At 69.3% G+C, this 26344-nt stretch carries 22 protein-coding genes; 20 read left to right on the top strand and 2 right to left on the bottom strand.

Translation table 11 applies throughout. The annotated features are described in order from the left end of the window. The first annotated feature begins 1 nt into the window (after position 1). The 19 genes from GTY58_RS00900 (at position 2) to GTY58_RS40055 (ending at position 22244) form a co-directional block, all read left to right on the top strand. Entirely contained in the window at positions 2–2734 is a 2733-nt protein-coding gene (locus GTY58_RS00900; protein ID WP_010981613.1) for a hypothetical protein, read from the top strand. Beyond that, on the top strand, positions 2731–3882 hold the full coding sequence (locus tag GTY58_RS00905) for a C40 family peptidase (protein WP_010981614.1): 1152 nt from the start codon (positions 2731–2733) through the stop codon (positions 3880–3882). The genes GTY58_RS00900 and GTY58_RS00905 overlap by 4 nt, the downstream gene beginning before the upstream one ends. Next, positions 3879–4526 carry a hypothetical protein gene (locus GTY58_RS00910; protein ID WP_010981615.1) on the top strand — a complete coding sequence of 216 codons (648 nt, stop codon included), beginning with the start codon at positions 3879–3881 and terminating at the stop codon, positions 4524–4526. The genes GTY58_RS00905 and GTY58_RS00910 overlap by 4 nt, the downstream gene beginning before the upstream one ends. Then, positions 4502–7126 (top strand): hypothetical protein, encoded by a 2625-nt coding sequence (locus GTY58_RS00915; protein WP_037651018.1) that lies wholly within the window; start codon positions 4502–4504, stop codon positions 7124–7126. Before GTY58_RS00910 ends, GTY58_RS00915 begins: the two co-directional genes overlap by 25 nt. Next, the gene (locus GTY58_RS00920) at positions 7123–8037 is read left to right on the top strand and encodes a replication-relaxation family protein (RefSeq protein WP_010981617.1); all 915 of its coding nucleotides are present in this window, start codon (positions 7123–7125) and stop codon (positions 8035–8037) included. The genes GTY58_RS00915 and GTY58_RS00920 overlap by 4 nt, the downstream gene beginning before the upstream one ends. Positions 8038–8222: 185 nt before the next feature. Further along, positions 8223–8507 (top strand): hypothetical protein, encoded by a 285-nt coding sequence (locus GTY58_RS00925; RefSeq protein ID WP_037651016.1) that lies wholly within the window; start codon positions 8223–8225, stop codon positions 8505–8507. Positions 8508–8785: 278 nt separating this feature from the next. Further along, on the top strand, positions 8786–9391 hold the full coding sequence (locus GTY58_RS00930; RefSeq protein WP_137951566.1) for a hypothetical protein: 606 nt from the start codon (positions 8786–8788) through the stop codon (positions 9389–9391). Continuing rightward, a complete protein-coding gene (locus GTY58_RS00935) occupies positions 9337–10209 on the top strand; it encodes an ATP/GTP-binding protein (RefSeq protein WP_242432098.1) in 873 nt (290 codons plus the stop codon). Before GTY58_RS00930 ends, GTY58_RS00935 begins: the two co-directional genes overlap by 55 nt. Positions 10210–10317: 108 nt before the next feature. Continuing rightward, on the top strand, positions 10318–10935 hold the full coding sequence (locus tag GTY58_RS00940; protein ID WP_242432097.1) for an SAF domain-containing protein: 618 nt from the start codon (positions 10318–10320) through the stop codon (positions 10933–10935). Beyond that, positions 10935–11762: a hypothetical protein gene (locus GTY58_RS00945; RefSeq protein ID WP_010981620.1), complete on the top strand. Its 828-nt coding sequence runs from the start codon at positions 10935–10937 to the stop codon at positions 11760–11762. The genes GTY58_RS00940 and GTY58_RS00945 overlap by 1 nt, the downstream gene beginning before the upstream one ends. Further along, positions 11752–13245, top strand: coding sequence for a CpaF/VirB11 family protein (locus GTY58_RS00950; protein ID WP_010981621.1), 1494 nt, complete (start codon positions 11752–11754; stop codon positions 13243–13245). The genes GTY58_RS00945 and GTY58_RS00950 overlap by 11 nt, the downstream gene beginning before the upstream one ends. Continuing rightward, a complete protein-coding gene (locus GTY58_RS00955; RefSeq protein ID WP_010981622.1) occupies positions 13242–14171 on the top strand; it encodes a type II secretion system F family protein in 930 nt (309 codons plus the stop codon). Before GTY58_RS00950 ends, GTY58_RS00955 begins: the two co-directional genes overlap by 4 nt. Positions 14172–14189: 18 nt before the next feature. Further along, positions 14190–15074 (top strand): type II secretion system F family protein, encoded by an 885-nt coding sequence (locus tag GTY58_RS00960; protein WP_010981623.1) that lies wholly within the window; start codon positions 14190–14192, stop codon positions 15072–15074. 45 nt (positions 15075–15119) lie between these two features. Further along, positions 15120–15335, top strand: a complete 216-nt coding sequence (locus GTY58_RS00965; protein ID WP_010981624.1) for a hypothetical protein — start codon at positions 15120–15122, stop codon at positions 15333–15335. Continuing rightward, positions 15335–15760: a TadE/TadG family type IV pilus assembly protein gene (locus tag GTY58_RS00970; protein ID WP_174514656.1), complete on the top strand. Its 426-nt coding sequence runs from the start codon at positions 15335–15337 to the stop codon at positions 15758–15760. Before GTY58_RS00965 ends, GTY58_RS00970 begins: the two co-directional genes overlap by 1 nt. Positions 15761–15774: 14 nt before the next feature. Then, complete coding sequence (locus GTY58_RS00975) at positions 15775–16218, top strand: TadE family protein (RefSeq protein WP_037651070.1); 444 nt, start codon at positions 15775–15777, stop codon at positions 16216–16218. Next, positions 16218–16670 (top strand): Tad domain-containing protein, encoded by a 453-nt coding sequence (locus GTY58_RS00980; RefSeq protein ID WP_010981627.1) that lies wholly within the window; start codon positions 16218–16220, stop codon positions 16668–16670. The genes GTY58_RS00975 and GTY58_RS00980 overlap by 1 nt, the downstream gene beginning before the upstream one ends. Next, the gene (locus GTY58_RS00985) at positions 16670–20137 is read left to right on the top strand and encodes a LysM peptidoglycan-binding domain-containing protein (protein WP_010981628.1); all 3468 of its coding nucleotides are present in this window, start codon (positions 16670–16672) and stop codon (positions 20135–20137) included. The genes GTY58_RS00980 and GTY58_RS00985 overlap by 1 nt, the downstream gene beginning before the upstream one ends. A 310-nt stretch (positions 20138–20447) precedes the next feature. Continuing rightward, positions 20448–22244, top strand: coding sequence for a DUF2637 domain-containing protein (locus tag GTY58_RS40055; protein WP_242432096.1), 1797 nt, complete (start codon positions 20448–20450; stop codon positions 22242–22244). Between the two features lie 115 nt (positions 22245–22359). Here GTY58_RS40055 and GTY58_RS00995 read toward each other — a convergent pair whose 3' ends face one another. After that, a complete protein-coding gene (locus tag GTY58_RS00995) occupies positions 22360–22914 on the bottom strand; it encodes an acetyltransferase (RefSeq protein WP_010981630.1) in 555 nt (184 codons plus the stop codon). After that, on the bottom strand, positions 22911–24179 hold the full coding sequence (locus tag GTY58_RS01000) for an XRE family transcriptional regulator (protein ID WP_137951565.1): 1269 nt from the start codon (positions 24177–24179) through the stop codon (positions 22911–22913). Before GTY58_RS01000 ends, GTY58_RS00995 begins: the two co-directional genes overlap by 4 nt. A gap of 203 nt (positions 24180–24382) precedes the next feature. Here GTY58_RS01000 and GTY58_RS41465 point away from each other — a divergent pair, with 203 nt between their 5' ends. After that, on the top strand, positions 24383–26203 hold the full coding sequence (locus GTY58_RS41465) for an ATP-binding protein (RefSeq protein ID WP_010981632.1): 1821 nt from the start codon (positions 24383–24385) through the stop codon (positions 26201–26203). The last annotated feature ends 141 nt before the right edge of the window (positions 26204–26344 follow it).

The following is a 26344-nucleotide window of genomic DNA, read 5'->3' on the forward strand; positions in this document are numbered from 1 at the left end:
GATGTTCCGTCCAGACCGCGGCACGCTGCGCTCGGTCGGCTTCGTCCTGCTGGTCACCGGCGTGTTCGTCATGGTGAACAGCCAGGTCGTGTACGCGGCGAGCAGCAACAGTGAGACCGGTGACCTGCTCACCCCGTTGAACATCACTTCCTCCGAGGGGGTGCCGATCAACGGGTACGAGCTGAACGCCGAAGGCGGCTCCATTGTCGCCTTCAAGACGCAGGCCCTCGCGTTCGCTCTGTCTGGGCTGTTCACCCTGATCCGGATGCTGGTCGGCCTGGCGGGGTGGGCGATCGAGGTGGCCTTCCGGTTCCCGCTGCTGAAGATCTTGAGCCGTCCGGCGCAGAAGGCCGCCGACACCTACGACAACGTGGTCGTGGACACGCTCGGGCTGAAGGGTCTGCTGCTGGCCTGGGCGTTCGTGTTCGCCGGGTTCATGATCGTGCGTGGCCGTGTCGGCCGCGGTCTGGGCGAGATCTTTCTGACTCTTCTCATCGCGGCGTTCGCCGCCTCGGCGTTCGTCCGCCCTGACACCCTGCTCGCCCAGGACGGACCGCTGGGGCAATCCCAGCAGGTGGCCGCCGAGGTCGCGCAGCAGAGCGTCAACTCCTACGACTGGGGAGGCAAGCTCGCCAGCAAGGGGCCGTGTGAGGGCATGGCGGGCAGCGCGGAGATCACATGCCTGGAGCGTGAAGGCGAAGGCCCGGTCTCCGCGGCAGAGGTGGCCCGCCCGATCCAGGACTCGATCACCAACGCGCTGATCGTCAAGCCGTACATGCTGCTGCAGTACGGGCGCATCCTCGACCCCGCCAAGCCTGCCGACCGCAGGGCCTACGCCGTCCATCTGATGTGGGTCACCGGCGGATACAAGGCGGGCGCCAAGAAAGACAACGAGGACAAGAAAGACGCCTGCGCCAAGATCAAGGGCGAGGCGAAGAAGTACTGCGAGCGCGACACCGACGTTGTTCCCGGGAACAACGGAAGCGGCACCCTGCCGGAGCTCACCCCAGGCGGTGAACTGCTGGACGCCTCCCACGCGATCGTCACCGACGAGGACCGCGAGTTCTACGCCTTCCTGCAGGACATGAAGAAGACCGGTGACGTCGGCAAGTCCTGCGCCGCCTACGCCGAGAAGCCCACCTGGTGGCGGGTCGGCGGGGCCGCCCTGCTGCTCATCGCCACGTTGTTCATCTGCGGCATGCTGCTCTCCAGCGCCATTGTGCTGCTGGGCACCCAGGGCATCTGTGCGGCAGCCGCGGCCGCGGGCGGTGTCACTTTCATCGCCGGCATGCTGCCCGGGCCCGCACGCCAGTCAGTGTGGAAGTGGCTGTCGATCTGGGGCATCTCGGCCCTGACCGTGGTCGGGGTCTGCGCCTTCGTACCGTTCTTCGGCATCGCCGTGGACGCCACCATCACCAACGGCCCCGACCTGATGGTCGAGCGAATCCTGCTGATCGATGTCCTCGCCATCGCGGGCACGGCCGGACACCGCAGGCTCCTGACCGGAATCACCTCCTTCGGGCGGCGCATGGCCATGCGGATGCGCTACGCCAAGGTCGGCGGCACCCACATGCCCGGCGACACCTCCGAGCTCGGCGCCGCGCTCGCCATGAACTCGCCCGCAGCACTGGGCGGATACGGCGGGGGCTTGCGCGCCTTCACCGGCGGCGGTGGCGGCCGGTTCGGGCTGCTCGGCACCCGGCAGCGGCTGATGGGCGCGCTCACCTCTTTGTTCGACGGGGCGGGCATGCCGGTGGACACCGGCCGTGTCCTCGCCGACGCAGGCGCCGAAGCCGGTCGCGGGCTCGCACCGCTCACCGCGGCGGCCGCCGTGAGCGGGGCGGGGGCGCGACTTGGCGCGAAGGGCACCCACTGGCTGCTGATCGGCCGGCGGCCGGACAAGGAGCAGTTGGCCAAGTGGCGCAAGCCCACGGCTGACGGCGACCCGGACGCGGGCGGCCCGGACGGCGGCCCGGACGGCGGTTCAGGCGGCGGAGGGCCGCGCCGTCCTGGCGGTCCGCCCGATCGTTACCGCGACGAGGACGGCCAGGTCGTCGACCGCCGCACGGGGCAGGTGCTGCACGACCAGAACACCGACCGCACGCTGCTGTCGACGCGCGCCCACAACCGTCTGGTGCGCTTGCGCGGGTACCGCATCCTCAACCGGGGCGGCCGCGCCGCATACGGGACGACAGTCGGGCTCCCGGCCAATGTCCGCCGGGCCCGCTCGGGCAAATCGCAGTACTTGCTGGACGCCCGGCAGCAGGTGCAGGTCTGGGGCAACACCGTCCGCGAGGACGGCCGGGCCTGGGCCGACACAGGACGTCATGTCTCTCGTGTCCTGCGGGAGCACACCGACGACAGCGGCGGCCCCGGCCCCTTCGTCACCCGTCGCCTGCCGGCCCGTCCGGCACCGGCTCCGCGGCCGACCGGGTCCTCCAGTTCTCCAGCCCGTACGCGACAGGCCTCCCCACGGGCCAGCGCGTCCGCGTCTCCGGCCTCGGTCAGCACACGGCCGAGCGCGCCGCCGACCTCCCCGCCCCGGCTCGGAAGCGGTGCGCCCCGGGCTGCAGCAGGCGGCAGACCAGGGCGGACCGCTCCCCCCGGCGACGGTGGCGCGGAGGGTTCTGCAAGCACCGGCAACCGGGCCCGGATGCAGGAGCTGATGCGGCAGGCCGAAGCGCTGCGCGAGATGCGGGCACGGTGGCAGGTCGAGGACGGTGAGGACGGGTGAGGACGGCCCGGCGCCGCAAGACGCAGTGGGGGTGTGTGGTGGTGCTGTTGCTGTTCGCCGCCGTGTGCTGTGCCGCACCGGCAGGGAACGCGATCAGCGCGTACGTGGCGCTGAAGACGGGTGCGAGCGCCGACGGCGGGGTCGCCGAAGGCGGCACCGCTGCGGACATCCCGCCGCGCATGCTCACCGCCTACAAGAAGGCCGTCCAGCAGGTCGGGAAGCATGTGCCCAAGTGCCAGGGCATGCGCTGGCCGATCCTGGCCGGGATCGCCAAGGTCGAGTCCAACCACGCCGTGGGCCGGAACATCGCCGACAACGGCGACATCCGCCCGCGCATCTACGGGGTGCTCCTCAACGGCTCCGGGGCCGGCGGGAACACCACCGCCTTCCCGGACACCGACGGCGGCAAGTGGGACGGAACCGCCAGTGGGGAGCGCGCGGTCGGACCCTTCCAATTCTTGCCGTCGACCTGGGAGGGCATCGGCGAGGACGCGAACGGGGACAAGACGGCCGACCCGCACAACGCCGACGACGCCGCGCTCGGCGCCGCGGCCTATCTCTGCGGCAACGGACGGGACTTGACCAAGCGGGCGCAGCTCAAGGCGGCGATCCTCCAGTACAACCACTCCAATGAGTACGTCTCGAACGTGCTGGGCTGGATCGACCAGTACACGGCGGCCGCGAAGGACCCGGACCTGAAGAACGTCACGGGCAAGGTCCGCACCGTCATCGAGGCGGCGCTCTCCCAGCGGGGCGTGCCCTACTCGTGGGGCGGCGGCAACGCGAGCGGCAGGTCGTACGGCATCTGCTGCTCCCCCAGCGGAAAGAGCGGCGCAAGCATCAAGGGTTTCGACTGCTCGGGGCTGACCCTGTACGCCTACGCGAAGGCTGGCATTCAGCTGCCGCGTACGGCGGCTGCGCAGGCCGGGGTCGGCCAGCGCATCCCCACGAGTCTCGGGTCCGATGCGCTCAACGCCGGCGATCTCGTCTTCTATGCCGACGCTCCCGGTCATGACTCGACGATCTATCACGTCGGGATTTACGTGGGCAGCGGGCAGATGGTCAACGCCGCCCGTCCGGGGACCGTTGTCCGCCTGGACGCGGTCAACGCGATGTCGGGATACGCGGGAGGGGCCCGCCTGCTGTGACCACGTCCCCGGCGCGCTCGCCGCGCCTGCTGCTGATCGCCACTGGGGTCCTGGTCGTGGCCGGGGTGATCCTGCTGACGGTGCCGCATACGCAGAGCGCACCCTCAGCTTCGGCGCCACCGCGTGCGGCCGCTCCCACGTCGCATCCCTCGGCGTCCGCTTCTGGCGGCCGTACTGGGCAGGCCAGCGGGCTCGCGCCGGCCCCGGCCTCCACCGCGTCGGCACAGTCGGCCAGCGCGTCCGCGCTGCCGCCGCACGGCGAGGGCACCGCCGGCGATGCCGTCATCCACAAGTCGTTGGAGGACGCCTGGCCCGCCGATCTCGCCGCCGACGAGGAGCGCAAGCTCCTCGCGGCCGGCCGTGGCCTGCTGCGGGCGGACGCCACCGGGATCGGCCGCGCCAAGTGGCCCGCGATCTTCGGCGACCCGGACCAGGCGGTCGCACCGGCGTTCGCCACCGCCCGTTTCCGTATCCAGGCCGCCATCGCCCGCCGTGACGGCAGCCCTAACAAGGCGGTGGTGCACCTGGTGTGGGCGGGCACCGACCGCGGCGGCACCTACACCGACCGGCGCATCACCGACCGGTACTTCACCCGCACTTCGACGAAAGGAGCATCCACGTGGACTCCGCAGCCCCGTACCTGACCGGCCAGGCGGCGCCGTCAGCGTCCGGCTCGGTATTCGGCATGTTCACCGGCATCATTCACACCGTCGGCTGGGTGATCGCCTACTGGTACGTTCCCGTGGCTGCCGCCATCGTCATCTGGGCCGTGAGCGAGACGGCGGTACGCCGCCTGGCGAGGAAGGCCTCGGCCGAGCGGATGGCGCTGGAGCTCGTGCCGTCGCGGCACTTCGACCCCGGCCTGGAGGAGATCTTCCGCCGCGGAGTCCAGCTCGCCCGGGCCTCGACGAGCATGCCGTGGTGGGCGCCGCGCCGTACGAAGGCGGTGCAGATCCGGCTGCGCGCCGACGGGTCCAGTCCGCTGCGCTACCGGATCGAGGGTCCCGCCGGCGGCGAACGTCTGCTGTCGATCACTCCCTTCGGCCCGGGCGTCACGGTGAACCGGGCTCGTCCCCTCGTCGACAAGCCGCGTGAGCATGTGGTGCGGGCGGAGTTCATCCTGCGCGGCAAGCCCACGGCCCCGCTGCGTGAAGTGCCGCTGGACCCGGACCCGTTGCAGCCACTGATCGATGCCGTCTGCGACCTGCGGGCGGAACTGGGTGACCTGGCTGAGATACGGCTCGACATCCAGCGGGCCCCCAAGTGGGCGCTTCGGGCGCGCCGTGTGCAGCTGATGTCGGACGCTCGCCGCAGGGAGCGTCGCGAGGCTCAGCGGGCTGCCAGGTGGGTGCGGCAGGACGCCACCGGCATCGAGGACTCGCTCGCCTGGCAGTTGCAGCAGTTGGTCAGCCGGAAGCAGGACGGGGGCGGGCGCCGTCTGGTCATGCCGCCGGTCCCCCGCCGGGTGGACCCCCAGGACGCGCTGGGCAAGCTCGCCGGTGACGACCATCTCGTCCGTGTGCAGCTGCTCGTGATGTGCGCCTCGAACACCGAAGGGCGGGCCGAGGCGAGGCTCGCCCAGCTCCAGGCCGCGTTCGACGTGTTCGGCGGGGGCTCGCGGTGGGCGATGCGCGGGTGGCGCGTAGGTCCGTGGCGGTTCGGCGCGGACCGCTGGCCCAGCCGGCGCGGCTTCGAGCGCCGCTGGCGGCTGGGACACTGCCAGCCACCCCGCCCGAACTGGGTGCGCCTGGAGGAATTGCTCGGCCTGCTCAAGCCGCCCACGGTGCACTGCCGTCTGCCGCTGCTCGCCGCAGACCTGCCGACCTTCGAGTTCGGGAACCCCGAGTTGCTGCTGCAGGGCATCTACCGCTCCCCCGACGGTCGTCGGCGCTTGATCGCCAGCTACGCCAAGGAGACGCTGTTCGAGGTAGGGGTGGGCAAGGCGGGCGGCGGCAAGACCGAACGCGCCCTCGCTCAGGCGATCGGCTGGGCGCATGCCGGAGGCGGGCTGCTGTTCGTCGACCCGCACCGCGACTCCTGGCCCCGTGCTCTGCCGTTCCTGGCCCACGACGCGCTGATGCAGCGGATCGCACTCATCGACCTCAACGCCCATGGGACTTCTCCGCACGTGAGTTGCTGGAACCCGCTCGGTATGCACCAGGGCCAGACAGCGCACGAGGTCGTCGAGGCCACCGCGGACGCCTTCGCGTCCGCGCTCGGCTGGGACGACGCCAGCGCACCCCGCGCGCTGACGATCCTCACCGCCGCCCTGGCGGTGCTGGTGGCCGTCAACGAAACCGCATGCCAGGCCGGGCGTCCGGAGGACCAGGCCACGGTCTTCCACCTGCGGGCGCTACTCACCGATCCGCTCTTCCGCGCTGCGGCGCTCGCCGGGGTGGAGGGACGGCTCGAGGAGGAGACCCGCTCCTGGTGGCAGACGGTGTTCCCGACACTGCCCGCCGACTCCTTCGCCGTGGTCCTCAACCCGATCGCCCGCCTCGCCGCCAACCCCGTCACCCGCGCGTTCCTCGGGCAGCCGGCCGGCGTCTACAACATCCGCGGCGCGATGGACTCGAAGATGATCGTATGGGTGTGCCCGGGCGGGAACGGACCCACCGACCGGCTGATCACCGCGCTGCTCGCCCGGGACCTGCTACGCGCCGTGCGCTCCCGCCGCGACACCCCCGAAGGCCAGCGGGTGCCGTTCCGCCCATACTTCGACGAGCTGATCACCCTGACTGGCGCGGCCCCCGAAACGATCGCCAGCATGTTCGAGGACTTCCGCAAGTACAAGGTCCACGTCCACGGCATGACACAGCTGCTGGCCCGCCTGCCCAACCCGGTGCGGCTGTCCCTGGTCCAGAACGCCTCCACCCTGGCCTCCACCGCCGGCTCACAGTCCGCCATCGCCCCGATCACCGCGGAATGGGGCGACCGCCCCGGCCCTGACATCGTCGCCGCCCTGGACCGGTTCGAGCACTACATGTCGCTGACGGTCAGGGGCGCTCGCGTCGGCCCCGTCCCGATCACCGGTCCGCACCTCGACGAAGTCTTCGCCGACTACGCCCGCCCCCGCCAGGCGGCAGCACTGGAGCGCTCCGCCCGGGCCATGGCCGGGGCTGCGCCACTGGACCAGCTCACAGCACTCGCCACTAACCAACTGAACCGTGTGGGCGACTTTCTCGCCCAGCACGCCCCCACCACCCGGCCCGCCGCACGGCTGCAGAAGAAGGGATACCAGTGACCACCGCCTTCGAGACCCTGTCGTCCGGCCGCACACCGAGTCCGGTCGAGCCGCTGCCGCATCAGCTCCTTGCGGTGCTGGGGCAGCACCGGATGGCAACAACCGGTCAGCTCCACGACCTGTTGCGGCCTGACGCGGCGCGGCAGACCGTCTCCACACCGTTGAACAAGCTGCGCCGCAAGGGCCTGGTGGACTACGCGGTGCTGCCGCAGTCCAACCGGTCGCGGGCCTGGTACCTGACAGGGGAGGGTGCCCGGCTGGTGAGGGACTTCCCCGCGCTCCGGGGCCGTCCGCCGTATCCGATCACCTCGGCCACGGCTGCCTCGTTGAAGACACCGCACACCCTGACCGTGGTCCGCACCCACCTGGCGTTCGTCACCGATGCCCGCAGGCGTGGGGACGAACACGGTCACCTGGACTGGACACCCGAGGTCTCACACCCGCTCAGCGACGGCGAGAAGATCATCACGGATGCGGTGATGCACTACACCCTCATCGGTGATGATCAGCGGACAAAGCTCAGGGCATTCGTCGAGGTCGACCGAACGACCATGAGCAGCGAGCGGCTCGCGTCGAAATTGATCGAATACGCGCGGCTGTGGTCGTACGAGCCGCAGCCTGCCAGCCGGTCCCGAGCACGTCAGCCGGCCGTTCCCGGTGCCGTCTGGCTGCGCTGGTATCCCGTGTTTCCCCGGGTCCTGTTCGCGCTCACCGGAGCCTCCCGGTACGTACTGGACAACCGGATCTCCGACCTGCAGGCCATGGTGGCGCAGCATCCGCTCGTGGGCACGCTGGCCCGGCAGGTTCCGATGGGCGCGGCGGTCCTGGAAGACCTCGAAGACAAGGGTCCTACCCGCAATGTCTGGGTGCCTCTGGCTGGCGGCAAGCCGCGGCCCTGGACCGAGCTGTGACTCGGCAGTCTCGTGTCGACCGAATGTCGCAGCCTTGCAACTGCTTCGGAACTCTCTTGACGTTTGCTTACGCGAACCATTAGTTTACTTCTGCACACCGGGTCGCGCCTTTCAAACGACCCTGCGTGTCTCGGACTTGGGAGAACCAGATGCCTCAAGCTGCTAGTGAGATTCGCATCCCTGAAATGGCTTCGGGTGCCGAATGGCCCGTCGACACCCAGGCCGTCTCGTTCGTCGGAAGCGCCTGCGTAGTCCAAGGGGCCGACGACTTCGACCTGGACGACCTGAACCTGGTGCGCCATCAGTTCCCAGGCCGGCGCGTCACGCTCGACGGAGACGTGATCACCGTGTGGCCGACTCCCCTACAGGTCGGGCGAGGTGAGCAGCATCCGTACGCGCTCAACGCCGCCGAGGTTGGCCACCGGAAGAACCGACAGCGCGAGGTCTCGTTCTTGCGAACAGGGCGCTGAAGCGGTCCGCACGAAGCCAGGACCGGCCCGGAACATGTGCGGACGGAACGAGCCAATACACAGGACTAGAAATCGACATCCGGTTCCGAAAGTGACCGGTTAAGTCCCGAGTTGTACGAGTGAACTCCAATATCAAGCTGGGAAGTTGACTGGCATATGCGTAATCTTGCGGTCACGCAACGCATTACCGCAGCTGGACCAGGCCGCGGTACCGGGCCGCCGTATACCGGAGGCCGGAGGCAGCGGTCGCATCGCACCGCGTCGCACGGGGAGACAACGTGACACGCACAAAACGACGCTCGTCAGGGCTCAGGCTCGCCGCTGTTCGCACCCGGAAGCACGCCACAGCCGTACTTCTCGCGGGCAGTCTGGTGGCGCTTGCCGGTTGTAGCGATAGCGGCACGGACGCGTCACCGCCCCAGCCCAGCCGTACTCAAACGGCTAGCCCGTCGTCGTCCCCCAGTTCCACAGCTGATGCGGAGGACGCCGCCGTCGTCGCCGCGTACACCCGCTCCTGGAGTGCGCAGACGGAGGCCTACAGGAAGGCATCCTCCGCAGGCACCGATCTGAAGAAGAACACCACTCTCCGGGCCCTGGCTGACATCGAGAGCGACCTGGCTGCGATGCGGGAGGCCAGGCAGGTAACGACCGGGATTCCGGTGATCCACCCGAAGGAACCCAAGGTGACCCACGGTGAGATTCCCAAGGCCACCCTCACGGACTGCGTCGACACTACGAACTGGACGCTGATCGACAAGGCCTCGAAGAAGCCGGTCCCGCTTCCATCGGAGCGACTCATCAAATACGTCAGCACCGCGACGCTTGAAAAGTGGGGGACGAAGTGGATGGTCACGGAGTTGACCGCGAAAGATCAAGCCTGCTGACCCGGCGCCTGTCATTACTCATCGGCGCCCTCGTCCTGGCCGCGGCAGGCACCGCGCACGCCGACGACGACCCCGATGTCGGGGCGGGCAAGTGCCAGGTCATCAAGTTCTGCGTCGGCGTCGGCGTGGACGACGAGACCGGCGGGAAGGGCACCCAGACGGGCTCGCAGGGCAGCAGCGGCAGCAAGACGCAGTGCAAGCTGACCAAGGTCAACCCGAAGCCGCCGGCCAACCATCCGGTCTGGAACGGCGCCGACCCCAAGAAGAGCGACCTGTACTTCCGCGCTTGCACGGACGGCGGCGACGGTTTCGTCGTCGTACCGCAGGGCCAACCCGCACCCCAGGTGGACCCGCAGGAGCTGGCGCAGCGCGCGGTCGACTCGATGACGCTGCTCGGCCCGGACATCGCCAGCCCGCGCGGGGCCGGGAAGTACACGGTCGGTGTGCCGACGTGGATGTGGGTCAACCAGAGTGCCACGACCTTCGGGCCCAACACCGCGTCGGCCTCGGCGGGCGGGATAACCGTCACCGCTACCGCGAAGGTCTCCAAGATCGTGTGGCAGATGGGCGACGGCGCCTCCGTGACGTGCAACGGCCCGGGCACGCCGTACCAGGCGTCCGAGGGCATGGCCCAGTCACCTAACTGCGGACATGTGTATTCCAAGAGCTCAGCTGGTGCCCGCAGCGGCAAGTACCCGGTGACCGCGACGTCGACGTGGACGATCGACTGGCAGGGCGGCGGAGCTGCCGGCCAGCTCACCGAGATCCGGCAAACCAACGTGCAGGTGGCGATCGGCGAGCTGCAGGTCGTCAGATAACGCCGCCGGAAGGACAGAACGTTGAGCAAGTCCCAAGAACGATTAGCAGCCAGCCCCAACGGAGTCCCCCAGCAGGGACGAGTATCCGGCGCGGTTGCTCCCCCACGGGTGTCGGCCCGCAGGCGCCGGCCGGGTGTCATCGCCCTGTCGCTGGCGCTGATCGCCGCTGGAGGGGCCGGTGTTGCCGTCCTGCTGCTCCAGGTCGGCCACCGCACCGAGGTGGTGACCGTGGCCCGCGATGTCCAGGTCGGCCAGGTCCTGAGCGAAGAGGACCTGGGCAAGGCTTCCATCGCCCTGGACCCGGCCGTCAAAGCGGTGCGTGCCGGTGACCTGGATTCAGTGGTGGGCAAGCGGGCCGCTGTGGAGCTCAGGCCCGGTTCCCTGTTGGCGCCGTCGCAGGTGACGGAGGATTCCTTGGTGAAGGCCGGCGAGCAGCTGGTGCCGATCGGGCTCAAGTCGGAACAGGTCCCGGCCACCGCGCTGGTGCCGGGCCAGAAGGTGGAGCTGGTCCACGTCCCGGCGCAGGGCGTGGAGGACACGGGCAAGTCGTCCGGCCTCTCTCCGAGGACCATCGCCGGGCGGGTCGTGAAGGCGTCCGGCGCCGCCCCTGGTAGCGGGGTTGTGGTCGTCGATGTCGCTACTTCTGCGGATGACGGTCCCATCGCCGCTGCGTGGGTGTCGGCTGGCACGCTGCGCCTGGTCCTCGCTGCTCCGGACGGTAGCTGATGGCTGTGATCGCGCTGGCCGGCTGCAGCGGCGCACCGGGAGTAACCACGAGTGCGCTGGCGCTGCTGCTGTCGTGGCCGCTGGAGCAGGGCCGGAAGATGATCCTGGCTGAGTGTGACCCGGACGGCGGGGCCGTGCTGCACGGTCTGCTGCAGGGCACGCTCGGCGACCGGTACGGGCTGCGGAACCTGTCGGTCGCTGCTCGCAAGGGCGAGTCCGGTGACGCTTTCTGGCGGCAGCTGATCGATTTGTCCAGTGACGACGGCAAGCAGGAGTCGCCGCGCGACCGGCTGTTGCTGCCGGGCATCACCGACCCCGCGCAGGCGGCGAGTCTGGTTTCGGTGTGGAAGGCGCTGGCGGTGGCCTTCCGCGGCATCGACGCCAGCCAAGGCCATGACATTCTGATCGACCTCGGTCGCACCGGGGCCTTCGGGCCCTCCGCGGTCTTGGCCGAGCAGGCTGACGCGGTGGTCGTGGTGGTGCGCAATACCCTGCGCTCCCTGCAATCCGCGCAGGCCCGGGTGGCCGTTCTGGAGAAGCGGGTCGGCGATGTCGGGCTCATCGTGATCAACGAAGGGCCCTACCCCGCTGGCGAGGTGCAGCGGGTGCTGCAGGTGCCGGTGGTGGCGACCCTTCCGTATGCGCCGAAGGACGCCCAGGTTCTGTCCGACGGCGCCGATCAGCCGCGCCACTTCACCAAATCCGCCCTGATGAAGGCCTCCCGGACGTGTAGTGCCCTGCTGGTTCAGCGGGCCGCTGCGCGGCGGGCCCGCCTCGATCCGCGGGCAGCGTTTGTTGGGGGCGGGGAGGTGACCCGTGCGCGGTAAGCCGTTGCATCCCGATCCCACCGTGGCCCCGCCACCTGGCCGCCCCCAGCCGGCCTGGCCTCATCAGGCGAATGGGACGGCTGCCGGTGCTGCCTCGAGTACGCACGCGCTCGGCACCGCCACGCCTCAGGTCACCGTCGACTACCAGGTGGCCCGGCATATCGCCGGCCAGGTCGCCAAGCAGCGCGAGGAGTTGCTGAAGGCGAAGCCTGATATGGACCGGGCCAGCGAGCAGCAGCGTTGCCTGGACTGGATCAACGAGGCGGTCGCGCTGTGGTCGGACTCGGCGGCGATGGCGCCGCAGGAGGATGAGGCACTGCGGCGTGCCGTCTATGACCTGCTCTTTCGGGCCGGGCGGCTGCAGCCGTATCTGGATGATGAGCGGGTCGAGGACATCATCATCCAGGGCCCGGACGAGGTGTGGCTCGACTACGGCGACGGTGAGCGCCGGATGGTCGGGCCGATCGCGGAGTCGGAGGACGAACTGCTGGAGTTATTAAGGGAGTTGGCCCGGAGTTCCGGGCACAACGAGCGCACCATCTCCACGGCGAACCCGACCCTGGCCCTGTCCCTGCAGGACGGCTCCCGTCTGCAGGCGATCACCGGGCTGGGCCCGATGACCTATGCGGTCATCCGCCGGCACCGGGTCTCCCACGCCGGTCTCGACGACCTGGTGCGGCTGGGCACGATCGACCCGATCCTGCGCGACTTCCTCGGCGCGTGCGTGCGCGCGGAGAAGAACATCATGATCGCGGGGAAGCAGAAGGCCGGGAAGACCACCTTGCTGCGGGCGATGCTCAAGGAGTTCGGCCCGGAGTGCCGGTTTGCGACCATTCAGACCGAGGACGAGCTGTTCGCCCACGCCAACGGCTACCACCGGCAGGTCGTCTCCCTGGTGGGCCGCGAGTCCAACGGGGAGAAGGACGTCACCGGGCGGGGTGCTGGCGAGGTCACGCTGTTGGATCTGATGCATCCCGCGTTGCGGATGTCGCTGGAGCGGATCGTGGTGGGCGAGGTCCGCGGGCCGGAAGTCGTGGCGATGATGCAGGCGTTGACGAACGGGTCGGGCGGCAACCTGTGCACGATTCACGCCCGGCGCCCGGACATCATCTTCGACCGGATCGCCGAGCTGTACGCGCTCGCTCAGGACAACCTGTCCGAGCAGCTCGCCTACCGGCAGACCGCCAACGGCCTGGACTTCATCGTGTACGTCGACATGACCGATGAGACGCAGATCGGCGGCCGCCGCCACCGCTACGTCTCCCACGTCCTGGAGCTGACTGGGATCGGCGAGAACGGCCGTCCCGCCACCAACACGGTCTTCTCCCCCGGAGCCGAGTTCGGCGAGCTGCGCGCGGTGCCGAGGATGGATCCGGGCTGCGTCGACGACCTGCGCCGCGTCGGCTTCGACTCCGCCCAGCTGCAACAGCCCTACGGGGCCTGGCAGGCGCCGCTGCAGCTGAAGGTGGGGGTGATCCGATGACCCTGTTGTGGGGGTTGTTGAGCGGCATGGCCGTCATCGGCGGGCTGATCGGCGTGGTGGCAGGCCTCGTGGGCACGACGGCGCCGCGCCGGGCTCCGTTGCAGCAGCGGTGGCAGGCCCTGCGCGCCGGGAAGGACCAGGGCGAGGACGTCCGGCTGCGCCGTCGGACCCTCGCGGCCTTGGCGGTCGTGGTCTTCGTGGCCGTGTGGCTGGTCTCGGGGAATTTTGTGGGCGGCGCGCTGCTCGGCGTGGCCGTGGTCGGCGTGCCCTGGCTGATCAGCCCGGCGCAGATGGCGCAGGAACGCATCGGCCAGCTGGAGGCCCTCAGCGAGTGGACGCAGCGCCTGGCCGGCCTGCTGCGGCTGGGCATGGGCCTGGAACAGGCGATGATCACCAGCCGTCAGGGTGCACCGGACGAACTTGCCCCGCAGATCGTCAATCTGTCCGACCGGCTGCGTCTGGGCTGGCGGCCGGATGGAGCGCTACGCGCGTTCGCCGAGGAACTGAACGACGTCACCGCGGACAAGGTGGTCGCCGCGCTCATCCTGTCCGTCAACGACCGCGGCCCGGGCCTGGCCCAGGCGCTGGAGGACCTGGCGGGAACGGTCCGCGACGAGGTCGCCAAGAAGCGCGCCATCGAGGCGGACCGGGCGAAGCCGCGGACCACCGTGCGGTGGATGACCGTCATCACCGTGGGTGTCGTGGTGGCCGGGTTCTTCGTGCCGTCCTATACCAAGCCCTACTCCACGCTGCTGGGGCAGCTCGTGCTCGCCTTCCTGACCGTCGGGTTCATCGGGGTGCTCGCCCTGATGCGGCAGCTGGGTGCCTTCCGCCGCATCCCGCGCTTTTTGATCACCGACCCGTCCAGCACAGTCCGGCTGCCCCTCGCCGGCGACGGAGCCGGGCGTGCCGGTCGCTGGCCGTGAGCCGGAAGGAGTCACGTCGTGAACCTGTTTCCCGTCGTCCTGACCGGTGGCGCGGTAGGCGCCGGCCTCGCGCTGCTGGTGCGGGAACTGCTGCGCCCTCAGGCCGCGTTGGGGCCGGCCCTGCAGCGCAGTGCCCCGGCCACCCTGACCATGCCCGAGCCGGAGCTGGACCGCGAGGAGGTGTGGGGCCGCTGGCTGCTGGCCCGCCTCGAGCGCCTGCCCGGTGTGCGGATCCCCACGATCAACCTGGCCCTGCTGGGGCAGGGGCGGGGCCAGTTCATGCTGAGAAAGACCACGCTCGCCGCGCTGGGTCTGCTCTGCCCGGTCATTGCGACGATTCCGTGGATCATCGCGGGCGTCTCCCTGCCGTTCTACGTTCCCGCCGGCGTGGGCCTCCTCATCGCGGGACTGCTGTTCATCACACCGGATCTCGCGGTCCGTGACCAAGCGAAGCGGGCCCGGGAGGAGTTCGCGCACGCCCTGTCCGCCTACCTGGACCTTGTCGCGCTCAAGCGGGCCGCCGACGCCGGCCCCGCCGAGGCGCTGGAGAAGGCCGCCGAGGTCGGCCTCGGCTGGCCCTTCCTGTTTCTGCAGGGCGCCCTGCGACGGGCCCGGATGGAGAAGATCCCGCCCTATCAGGCGCTGACCGAACTCGCCGCCGAGTACGACCTGCCCGTCCTTGACGACGTCGCCGACATCATGCGCGGATCGGCCACGGACGGCGCCGCCGTCTACAAGGCGCTGCGCGCTCGTACCGCAGCGCTCAACTCCGAACTGCTGGCCGATCAGGCCGCGGAGGCGAACGCCGCCAGCGAGAAGATGACCGCCCCCGGCGCCTTGCTGGCGGTCCTGGTGATGCTGCTGATGGCGTTCCCCGCGGTCATCCGCATGCTCACCGTCTAAGGCCACCCCGAGTCACTGAACCTCTGAAGGAGCAAGGAGCACAGCATGAAGCACACCGCAGCCCGCACCTACCGTGCGGTGCACTGGGCGACCACGCGTCTGCAGGAGGGCCTGGAGGAGGCCAAGCGCAGGCCGGACCGCGGCGACATCAGCACCACCACCGTCATCATCTGGGTGGCTGCCGTCACCGGCGCTGTACTGATCGCCGGGACCATCGCCGTCGTGATCTCCAAGTACAACGGCAAGCTCACTGGGCTGTGATGTCTCCTCCGGCGCGGCTGAAGGACTGGTGGCAGGGACGACGATGGGGCGACGACCGCGGTGACACCTCCATCCAGATGGCGATCATTTTCCCGTTCGTGCTGATCGCCACGGTGGCCGTCATCCAGGTCTCCATGTGGTACTACGCACGGCAGATCGCCCTGACCGCTGCTCGCGAGGGCCTCACCGCGGCCCGCGCCTACGAGTCGGGTCCGGCCGACGGTGCGGCCCAGGCACGGGAGGTGCTGGGGCGCGTCGCGGGTGACAGCCTGCGCGGCTACAGCGTGTCCGCCAGCAGCAACGGGCAGCGGGTGCGGGTACAGGTCTCCGGCACGGCCATGTCGATGATCCCGGGCGTTCCGGGTCTGCAGGTCACCCAGTCGGCGTCCGGTCCCGTGGAGCGCTGGACGGTCCCGGGAAGGTGAACTACGTGCGATACATGGCCCGATGGGCTCGCAGGCTTCGCAGCGATGAGGGCAGCGCCGCGATCGAGGCGGCCATCATCCTCCCGTCGCTGATCATGTTCCTGTGGCTGGCTATCGCCGGGGGGCGCCTCGTCACCTCTGGCTCGAAGATCGACGCGGCAGCTGAAGATGCGGCCAGGGAGGCGTCCATTCACCGTACGGCGGGTGCCGCCCAGAGTGCCGCGCACGCGGCGGCCGCCGAGTCGCTCAACGACCAGGGCATCACGTGCGCGTCGACCAGCGTCAGCGTCAACACCGGCGGCCTCAGCGTGCCGGTGGGCCAGGTAGGGACGGTCACCGTGACCGTGACCTGCACGGTCGATCTGTCGGATCTCCTGCTGCCGGGCGTGCCCGGGGCCCGGACCCTCACGTCGACAGCCACCTCCGTAGTGGATCAGTACAGGCAGCGAGGTGACTGATGAGCTTCCGGCAGACAGGGCTGAGCCGGGCACGGTGGGATGACCGGGGAGGCGTCACCGTGTTCGTCGCCGTGTGCGTCCTCGCCCTGATCGGCATCATCGGCGTCGCCGTCGACGGCGGCAGCAAAATGCGTGCCACCGAACGCGCCGACTACATCGCCGGCGAGGCCGCCCGGGCCGGCGGGCAGGCCATCGACCCCGCCGAGGCCATCAGCGGCACAGCGATCGTCGTGGACCTGCAGGATGCCCAGGCCGCGGCCCAGGCCTACTTACGCTCGGCCGGCGCCACCGGCACGGTCAGCGTGTCCGGCGACGGCAAGACCCTCAACGTGAACGTCACCGGCTCGTACGACACGAAGTTCCTGTCGGTGGTCGGGATCGGCTCGTTGTCAGTGACCGGCCAGGGCAAAGCCACCCTCCTGCACGGCGTTACCGCTCCCGAAGGAAACTGATGCGCACCACCCACTCCCCCGCCACAGCGGCCGGCCGCACGCTGGGCCGGGTCCTCAAGGCCGTGCTGAGCCTGCTCGTCCTGGCCGCCGCGGTCGCCGGGCTGCCGCTGCTGCTGGCCTGGGTCACCCCGGCCATCTGGGCCTCCAGCCACGACGACCTCACGCACTTGCTGGACCGGCAGGATACGGGGGCGGCGTTCCTGCTGCTGCTCGTCGCGGTGGGCTGGATCGGGTGGGCGCAGTTTGCGTTCTGCGCCGTACGCGAGCTGATCGCGCAGGTGGGGGGCCGGAGCTGGCAGGCCCCGCGCAGACTTGGCGCCTCGCAGCGTGCCGCGGCTCTCCTGGTCGGCAGCATCCTGGTGCTGCTGCCCACGAGTTCGGCCCTGGCCTCCGACGCCCACGCCTCACCGGCCACCACCGAGGCCCGCGTCCCCGGCCAGGCCCCAGCCCCGCAGACCGCCGAGCCCGACCAGACCTTGCCGGACTCCGCAAGCACACCGGCGTCCCGTACTTCGTACACGGTCCGCGCGACGCGTCCCGCACAGAGCCTGTGGGGCATCGCCGAAAGGGAGTTGGGCGACGGAGAGCGGTGGCGGGAGATCGCCGCCCTGAACGAGGGCCGAACCATGGTCGACGGCCAGGTCTTTCGCGCGCACGGCTTTCTGCAGCCCGGCTGGCAGCTGGAGATGCCTGATACCGCCGCTGCCGCGGGAGGCATCCGTACACAGCTGGGCAGGGCCGCTCCCACTGCTGAAGGAAAAAATGAGCACGTTGTCACGGTCCACTCCGGCGACTACCTGTCGAAGATCGCGGAAGAAGAGCTCGGCGACGGCGGCGAGTGGCCACGCCTGTTCAAGGCCAGCCGGGGCAAGACGCAGCCGGACGGCCTGCCCGCCATCTCCGACCCGGATGTGATCTACGCGGGGCAGCAGGTCACTGTGCCCGGCGCCCAGCCCGACCCGCACACGCCGCCACGGGACGGCGACAACGGCGATGAGGCGGGCAGCCAGGAGACCACTCCCCCAGCCACCCAAAAGCCTGATGGCAAGCAAAAGCCGGGCGATGACAGGAGAGATGAGCAGGCACCAGCACCGGGCACCACCACAGCGCCCGCGCCAGAGTCATCGGCCCCCAGCACCCCAGCCAGCCGTCCCGCCGAGCAACCGGGGCAGGAACAGGGCTCTCCTTCCGCGACGGCGTCCGCGACGCCGCGGCCCGGCACCAGCCCCGCACCCTCTGCCGCCGCCCCGTCGGCCACGGCCGAGGCGCCGGGCTCCGCTGACTCCTCCCCCGCCACCACGGCGTCCGAGACGCCGCCACCGGCACCGGCACCGGCACCGGCCAGCAGTCCGCTGAACCTGCGCACTGTTCTCGGTGCCGGCACGCTGCTGGCGGCCGCCATCACCGGCGCTCTTGCCCTGCGCAGGACGCTGCAGCGCCGCCGCCGCACGCCTGGTGAGAAGATCGCCATCGCATCAGAGACCTCTCCCGCCGAGGCGAAGTTGGCGGCGGCCGCCGAACCGGGCGGCGCTGCCCGCCTGGACGTGGCCCTACGGACCCTGGCCCACCAGGTGGCCCACGAAAAGGCTGCGGATCTGCCCCCGATACGGGCCGCGCGGATCGGCACCCGCACAGTGGAGGTACTGCCCGAGGGCCTCGCCCGCAAGCCGCAGGCGCCCTTCGTGGCTGGGCAGGCCGGCTGGTGGGTGCTGCCCGCCGAAGCAGTCCTCCTGGACGAGGAGACCGCCCGCGAGGTACCGGCGCCGTATCCGGGACTGGTCACAATCGGCAGCACCGAGTCGGGTGACCTCCTGCTGCTCAACCTCCCCCAGGTGGCCGCCCTGTTGCTGGACGGCAACCCGGTACACATCACCGAGGTGTGCACGTCGCTCGCCCTGGAGCTCGGGATGAGCCCGTGGGCGAGCGAGGCCGAGATCGTGACCATCGGGTTCGGCGAGGACCTGCCGCAGCTGCTGCCCACGTCCCGGATCGCACACATGCGCCACGCCAGGCACGCACTGCGGGACCTGAGCGAACGGCTGCTGGAAGCGCACCAGATGCCCGAAACCAGTCATCAGCCGTACCTGCTGCTGTGTGCGTCCACGCTGGACGCCGATCTGGCCTGGCAGTTCGCCGACATAATCGACAAGGCCCAACACGTTCCCGTCACCCTCATCGCCCCCGCAAGCGCTGCGGCCGCGTCCTTCCCCGACGCCGAAATCCTCAACGCCTCACTCAGCAAGCCCCAGCAATTCGACTACATCGGCTCTGAGATCACGGTGCAGCGTCTGGAGCATGCCGCCTACCTGCAGATCACCACCGCGCTCGCCATCTCCGCGCAACCCGCCGACCCAGCCGAGGGACCATGGGAAGAGGTACCGCACGAGCCGGACACCCCGCAGCGCCCCCGTCCACTGGACTTGGCCAAACCCACACAGTCTGGCGACGGCGAGAAACCCGTGCCGGCGTCCCCGTTCACCGCGGGCACCGGTGACAGCGAGATCTACCCGGCACTGCTGGCCGCGTCCACCGACCCCGCCAGCCTGAAGCTGCTGCCCGACCCGAAAGCGCCTGGCAAGGCCCCTGCCGAACCCGGGACGGAACCCGCCGAAATGACGCCCGACGGACGGGCACCGCAGAAGGCAGCGGAGGCAACCGGCCGCCCGCAGGAGACCCCGGCAGCCGAGGCCGTCGGCGAAGATACCCAGGCGCAGGACCTGCACGCGCCGGAGATCCGGGTCCTGGGCCCCGTGGAAGTGACCGGCGTGGCCACCACCGGCCACGGCCCGAGCCAGGCACGGCTGGCCGCCTTGCTGTACTTCCGGCCGGGCCGCAGCGCCGACGTGCTGTGCGCCGACATGGACCCGGTCAGCCCCTGGTCCACAGCCACACTCAACGCCCGCCTGCAAGGCCTGCGCCGCGCCCTGGGAAACGACCCGGCCGGCAACGCGTACGTGCCCAGGCGCCGGTCCGGCGACGACCCTTACGAGCTGTCCGAAGCCGTCCGCTGCGACTGGGCACGGTTCACCCAGCTCGCCCAGCGCGCCCTGCCCCAAGGCACAGCCGGACTGCCGGACCTGGAAAAGGCACTCGGCCTCATCCGCGGCCGGCCCTTCGGGACCCGCCCACTGCCGTGGGCCGAGCCCTACCAGCAGGAAATGAGCACCCGCATCATCGATGTCGCCCACACCGTGGCCACCTACCGCACACCCACAGGCCCGCACCACGACCTGACCGCCGCCAGGCAGGCCATCGCAACCGGTCTCGACGTCGACGACAGCGCAGAGCTGCTGTATCGGGACTGGATGCGCATCGAGCACGCGGCCGGGAACCGGGCCGGACTGCACACCGCGATCACCCGAATCCAGGACATCAACCGCAAGATCGACTGCTCCCTGGAAAACGAGACCGAGCAGCTCATCAACGACCTCCTGGGCCCCACCGGCGGACGGGCACGTGGCCGATGAGCGAACCAGCACGCAGGCCCCCCACGCTCCATATGGCCCTCCACCGAGCCCCGTCAGACGAACACCCTGCCTTCCGAACCCGTGGCGACAGCAGTGACGGCGCAGCGGCCACCCGCACCCGGGCTTGTGTCCTCGGGTATGCCGCCGCACAACCGGCCTGCCCACAAGCCCGCCGCATCCCGCCGTCGCCCACCACAACCGCCCGGGCAGAGCGCCCGCATCGGCCTGCCCATCAGCACCGTCGCGACTTACGCACCCCAGCGAAAGCCGAACACAGATGAAGTCAGGAGCAGATAGCGGCCAGCAGCCCGTGAAGACAGCTTCTCAAAACCAGCTGCTGTGCCTTGGCCGGGCACAACGCCTCGTGATCTCCGCCGTCGTTCTCGGCGGGCTCACCATCAGCGGTATCGGCTTCGCTGGCTCGTACACGGCCGTCCGCGCACTCGCCCTCAAGAAAGGCTTCGGGAACTTCAGCTATGTCTTCCCGATCGGCATCGACGCAGGCATCTGCGTCCTGCTCGCCATGGACCTGCTCCTCACCTGGATCCGCATCCCGTTCCCGCTGCTGCGCCAGACGGCGTGGCTGCTGACGGCAGCGACGATCGCGTACAACGGCGCGGCAGCCTGGCCGGACCCCCTGGGCACCGCCATGCACGCAGTGATCCCCATCCTCTTCGTGGTCGCGGTGGAGGCAGCCCGGCACGCGATCGGCCAGATCGCCGACATCACGGCCGACAAGCACATGGAAGGCATACGCATCACCCGCTGGCTCCTCTCCCCCCTCCCCACCTTCCTGCTCTGGCGCCGCATGAAGCTGTGGGAGCTGCGCTCCTACGAGCAGGTCATCAAGCTGGAGCAGGAACGTCTCGTCTACCAAGCCCGCCTCCACACCCGCTTCGGCCGCGCCTGGCGCCGCAAGGCCCCCGTGGAGTCGCTGATGCCGCTGCGCCTGGCCCGCTACGGCGTCCCACTAACCCAGACTGCGCCCACGGGCCTCGCGGCAGCCGGCATCGAACCGGTGCTGCTGCCTCCGGCACCACAGCCACAGCCACAGGCCGAACCGGCAGACACAGTCGGCCGTGGGACGGGACAGGTCACCGCAGCAGCCCTGGGAAACCAGCCCGCTGCCGCCACCGGTGGCGAATACATCCAGGCACTCCCAACGGATGAAAACACAAGGCCCGCGACACCCCCCAAGGCCGGAGACCCCAGCTACCCCTGCGACCCCAGCCATGCACCGCGGAAGCAATACGAACGGGACCGAACAGCCCAGCAGCCAGCCGGCAAGCCGAACCCCACCGTGGTACCCGACCACGACGATTCCTCGCAACCGGAAGCCAGCGACACACCTGAGACGCCACACCACGAAGAAGCTTTAGACGAGGAGGAGTCCCGTGCCCGGGAACACAGCCGACTCTCCCCTACCTACGGATACCGGCTGGCCTCCGCTCATGGCCCACTACCAAGCCAGTACGTCCTGGACCACCACGAGGTGACCAACCCTGAAGGACATCCCCCGTCCCTTGAGGAACCGGACACTTCCCTAGACAGTCTTCTGCCACAGCAGCCCAGGGATTCGCGCCGCGACGACGGCCGCTCCCCAGAGCCGGCGGCAACCAGCCCTGTACGCGGCACAAGAAGCGAACCAGGACGCACCCCCCGTGCAACCCCTTCTGCAGAGCACCGCGCTCACAGCCCGGAACCTGCACTCGAGGAGACCCCCGACGCGGAGGCCGGGGACTCATCACTCCCTGACCTCACCGCAGTTGACCACTACTACCTGGCCTGGAACGACTTCCAGCAACAGCACGGCAAGGAACCAAACGGCACCGAACTATCCGCCCACCTCGCCCAACGCGGCATACACGACCGCGAAAATCACCCCATCAAACCCAAAACGCTCACCCGCTACTTCCTCGAATTCCGGATCTACGACGCTTGGGCCACCCACCGCGCCCGCACCTCCCGCACGGACAGCGAACCCGTCCTCAACGACCTTGCCTACCAAGGCATCACAGCTCAGTACAACCGGCCCATCCAAACAACCGACCTCGAAAAACGCCTCCCAGGATTCGAACGCCGCTGGCACGCACTCAGCTGCCACTGAGTACGGGCTTGCGCTCCTCCCACGGACAGAACAGCAACCACACCACCCTCGCAGGCAAGCCACCCCTCAGCCGCGTGAACAACGCTGCGGGTCGATACATCTGGGGTCTGTCGGCTCAGTCGAGCTTCGTCGGTCGGAGCATCACCGCGAACACGGGAGAGTCCGGGAACGGCTGCTGCAGACCGATGGAGCGATACCCCCAGGCCTCGTACCGGGCCTGCACTGCCCCGTTACCGGCCGCGGGGTTGACCAAAAGCGTCACTCGCTCCTCTGTTCGGCCGTGGAGCCACGCCTCGTGGAGCTGCCAGGCGACGGAGCGTCCCCTCCACGACTTGCGCACCACAATCTCGTTGAGGGAGACGGTGCGGTGGCCATCCTCGTGGGTGGTCTCGGCAGGAAGGGGTTCCTTCATCGAGTCCCACCATTTCGTGTCCGGTGCCAGGGCGGTGCCGAAGCAGAAGCCGACTGGCTGCCCGTCCTCGTATCCCAGAGCTGCGGACCAGCCCGGACGTGCAGCGTAGGCAGACAGCCGCTCGTTGAAGCGGTCGCGGTCGTAGAACGGGCCGGTGAGCCCAAAGTCCCGGTGTCGTACTTCGACGTGGAGATCGAGTATGGTCTCGCGGATCTCGTCCAGATCCGCAGCCCCGTAGTGCCTCACGTTGACGGTCACGCAATTCCTCCTCGGGAATAACGGTCGGCCCACTCGGTCACGAAGTGTGCTCCGGCCGCCTCAGTGGTCAGATCCTGGTCGAAACGCGCGAACAGGGCCTTGGTGCGCCCTGACAGTGAATCAGGGTCGTCTGGCAATTTCGTCAGCGCGGTAGCGCATGCTGCGTCTGCGTCCCCTTGCCGAAGTTGTGTCGTCGCCAAGAGGACCGTGTAGTAGACGCGGTTGCGGTGATAGTCAGGCCGCAGGCCGGACAGCGCGCGGTGTAGGTGGGCTTCGGACTCCTCGTTCCGGCCCAGCCGCATCATTACGAGGCCGGCCAACCCCTCGAATTCGGCCCGGTCGTAGAAGTCCATGTAGGCCGGGCGGAGCTGCTCTGGGGTGGCGCGCTCGTACGCGACCTCTGCCTGGCCGAGGGTTCGCACGGCTGCAGCACGCTCTCCAGCTCCCGACTGCACACCAGCCAGACGGGCGGCGGCCAAGGACCGGAAAAGCGGGTCGCGGCGGCACACCTGAGTCTCCCGGCCCATCTGCGCCGCGGCGAGGGCGTCAGGGAACTGCCGCTGCTGGAGGTGAAGCAGGGCGGCGTGGCCCCACATCCGCATCTCCATCCCGGCATCGCCGGAGAGCCGCGCAAGGCGCAGGCCTCGGTCGAGGTGCCGTCCCGCGCGCGCGGTCTCCATCCGGTCCAGGGCCGCCCACAGGGCGGTGCCCATGAAGGCGGCGGCGAGGAAGTACAGGCGTCGGCGAACGCGCTCGCTGGCGTGGCCGATGGCCATGAGGTCTAAAGCGTGCTGGGCATGGGCGACGGCCCGGGTCTCTAGGCCGACGGTGAGACCCGTCGCGGCGTCCGCGGCCACCAAGCGAGCAAAGTTCTCTTCCAGCCGGTTGGCGTCGACCATCCCAACGCGGGAAGCACCACTGGACAGATGGGCGGGCCGTAAAGCGGCGGCCGTGAGGGATGCGGTCGCCGTGGTGAAGGCGCGTCGACGCACGTCATCATCCTCCGATAGTGCAGGGGTACGACGAGGGGGAGGTATGAAGCCCAGTTCCTCCGCGCTCACTCCGAACTCTGCTTCGAGGACGATCCGTTGTCTCTTATGCGGCCAGCGAGTTTTCCCGGCGAGCCAGTGTCGGACGTGCCGATCGGACAGCGCGCCGAGTTTCCCGGTCAACGCCTCGATCCGCTGGTTCAGACGGCTTGCTAACTCCCCCTGACTTAGTCCAGACCGCTCCATAGCTGCTGCGAGATTGACGTTCGCCGTCACGGCCCCACGGTAGTCCTCTACCCCGGACTCCGGCCCTCCGAAGGTAAAAATTTCCGGTCCGAGGCCGACGGGCCCTCTCCGCTTTTTCCTTTGCCCTGCGCGTAGTCGCCCGTTGACTAACGAGGCAGAGCAACGGCGCTGAGCGTCAAGTGCCCGGTGCCGCTGCACCCGTTCACTACTTCCGTCGATCCGGAGGACTGGGCATGACATCGACTGCGCTCGACGCACTGACGAGCGCCATCCCTCGCTCCGTGCGTACAGGCCACGAGGTGTCCATCGAACGCGATCCCGCTTCGATGCCGGGACACCTCACGAAGGCAGACTCCGTCTGGCCCGGTCGGCTCCGTCGCATTATCCGGGCCGGTCTGAAGCTCTGGAACCAGCCGGCCCTGGTCGAGACCGCGGAACTCCTCACGACAGAGCTGGTCACGAACGCTTTCCGCCACGGCAGCGGTACCGACATCGGCTTTCGCTTGCTCATCAGTGGCGATCACGTCGTCATCGAGGTCCGGGATGGCTCTCCGGATCGGCCCGTCCTGCGCCGCGCGTCCCCTGAGGACGAGGACGGCCGCGGTCTCGCCCTTGTCAGCGCCATGGCCGACGAATGGGGCACGACCTCCGACGGCACGACGACCTGGTGCACCCTCCCTCTCCGCAAAGGATCTGACCACCCGATGCAACGCACCGCCACACCCGTACCGTCGTTACGCGAGTACCCCGCCATTCAACTCCCCGGAAACCCCAACACGGTCACTCGAGCACGCACGATCGCCCGATCTGGACTCACCGTCCTCGACTGGCAGGGAGACGTTCACGCTGCCACAGAGGTGGTAGCGATCCGGCGAACACCCCAGCCTGCGACCCTGCTTACTGAGGAAGCGAAAGGGACAGTGATGGACTGGCGAACGCGGGCCATGCGCCTGGCCGGCGAGGTCGTCCGACCGGAGTCACGCTGGCACGAACCGGTAGCCACCGTGCCGCGGCACGAGTTCGTGCCGCGCTGGTGGCAGAGCGACGGTGACGCCTGGTTACTGCGTGACGGCCCGGCTGCCCCGGATGCCTGGCTTGAGGCGGCCTACACCGATCAGACGCTCGTGACCCGCGTCGACGCGTGCCCCGCCGATCATGCCGCCCCTGGCGCCATGGCCAGTGGAACGCCGACGTCATCGTCCACGCTGCCCAGCTTGGTCGTGCGGATGTACCGGCACGCGATGATCGCCGAAAATTCCGATGTGCTGGTGACCACCGGTACCGGCTACGGAACCGCCCTCGCCTGCGCCCGGCTCGGCCATGCCCGGGTCACGAGCATCGACGTGGACGCCGACCTGGTGAAGGCGGCCTCGGACCGGCTCGTGCTGGTGGCGGGGTACCGGCCACAGATGGCTGTTGGCGACATCACCGGTGAACTGCCCGGCGCCTACGACCGGATCATCGCCACGGTGTCGGTGCGGCCCGTGCCCGTTTCCTGGCTGTCCGCTCTCCGGCCGGGTGGGAGGCTGGTGACGACCATCGCCGGTACGGGGCTGATCCTGGCCGCCGACAAGACCAACGAAGGCGGCGCTACAGGCCGTATCGAATGGGACCGGGCCGGGTTCATGCCGACTCGCCACGGCGCCGACTACGGGCCGCCCGCAGACGACGTGTGGCAGGAGGCGGCAGAGGCAGACGGAGAGGACGTCATCACCAGCCGCTACCCGCTGCTATACCCGCCGGATGCATGGGACGTGATGTCGATGCTCGAGCTCCAGATCCCCGGCATCACGTACCGGCGCAGCATGGACGGTGGCAACCGCACCGTGTGGCTGCTGCACCCCGACGGCTCATGGGCCCGCGCCACAGCCCGCGGGTTCCTCGACTCGCCGACCGTGCACCAAGGCGGCCCGCGCCGGCTGTGGAGCGACCTGGACCGCATCCGCAACCGGCTCAACCGCGAGGGCGCCCTGCCCGTGTACGGAGCCCAGGTCACCATCACGCCGGATGGAACAACCACCCTGACACGCGGCTCCTGGTCCTTCACCCTCTGAGGCTGTGGGGGCTCGGAGCCCTCTCCCCTAGGACGGCTCTCGCCATGTCTGAGCTACTGACCACGGTGCTCGACCATGCATGACCCGCCCCAGGGACGCGGGCGCCGAGCACCCACGGCACCGTCACCAAAGTCTTTGACC

It is taken from the genome of Streptomyces sp. SID5469 (genome assembly GCF_009862865.1).
In the GTDB taxonomy this organism is placed as follows: Bacteria; Actinomycetota; Actinomycetes; order Streptomycetales; family Streptomycetaceae; genus Streptomyces; species Streptomyces avermitilis.